Origin of the sequence: Pseudomonas fluorescens, from assembly GCF_902497625.1 — a bacterium.
GTDB lineage: Bacteria > Pseudomonadota > Gammaproteobacteria > Pseudomonadales > Pseudomonadaceae > Aquipseudomonas > Aquipseudomonas fluorescens_BQ.
On sequence record NZ_CABVGX010000124.1, the window covers coordinates 1 to 1,115 of the forward strand.

Here is a 1,115-nt window from a genome sequence, read left to right on the forward strand (position 1 = left end):
CGCTTTCGCGAGCAGGCTCGCTCCCACAGTGTTTGCCAGTGAAACCCCATACATCAATGAGAGTAACCCGACGATGCAAGCGCAATTACTGAGTCAGCGCAGCAGAGTATTCGACCATGCCGACCCCTACGCGGTGTCGGGCTACGTCAATCAGCACGTCGGCAATCACTGCATCCTGATGCCCCGAGCGGGGCGACCATTGGCCAGCCTCGATCACCGCAAGTTCGCCAGCCTTGACCTGTGCCGTATCAGTTATGGGGCCAGCGTGCGCGTGACATCGGGGGCGCTGGAAAGCGTTTATCACCTGCAGGTGCTGCTGCGCGGGCACTGTCTGTGGCGCGGTCACGGTCAGGAACATTACTTCGCTCCCGGTGAATTACTGCTGATCAATCCGGACGACACAGTGGACCTGACGTATTCGGATGATTGCGAAAAATTTATCCTGAAAATTCCCACCCATCTGTTCAAGTCGGTCTGCGACGACCAGCGCTGGCGCTATCCCGGCCAGGGCGTGCGTTTTCTGGAAAACCGCTATCAGCTTGATGAGCTGGAAGGTTTTGTCGGTCTGCTGGCGATGATTTGTCAGGAAGCCGAAGCCACGGAACAGCTGCCCAGGGTGCAGGAGCACTACGCGCAAATCATCGTCAGCAAGATGCTCAGCTTGATGAAGACCAACGTCAGCCGCATCTGCCTTGGCTCGCATACGGCGACGTTCGACGTATTGGCCGACTACATCGCGCAACACCTCAAGCATGACATCGTCAGCGAAGACCTGGCGCGCCAGGCCCGAATGAGCCTGCGTTCGCTGTACGGGTTGTTCGAGCGCCATGCCGGCACCACGCCGAAAAACTACATCCGCGAAAAACGCCTCGAACGGATCAATGCCTGCCTCAGCGACCCGACCTGCAACGTGCGCAGCGTTACGGAAATCGCCATGGATTACGGGTTTCTGCATTTGGGACGGTTTTCCGAGCATTACCGCAAGCAGTTCGGCGAGTTGCCCTCGGACACCCTCAAGAGTCGGCATTGATCTCAGTGGCCGACGCATCACCTGTGGCGAGGGCATCTGTCACCTCCCTGTGGAGAGGGCATTTGTCACCTCCCTGTGGAGAGGG

At 58.3% G+C, this 1,115-nt stretch carries 1 protein-coding gene; it reads left to right on the forward strand.

Features of this window, described 5'->3' with window-relative positions:
- The first annotated feature begins 73 nt into the window (after positions 1-73).
- Entirely contained in the window at positions 74-1,030 is a 957-nt protein-coding gene (locus F8N12_RS27550) for an AraC family transcriptional regulator (protein ID WP_150581186.1), read from the forward strand.
- Positions 1,031-1,115 lie beyond the last annotated feature (85 nt).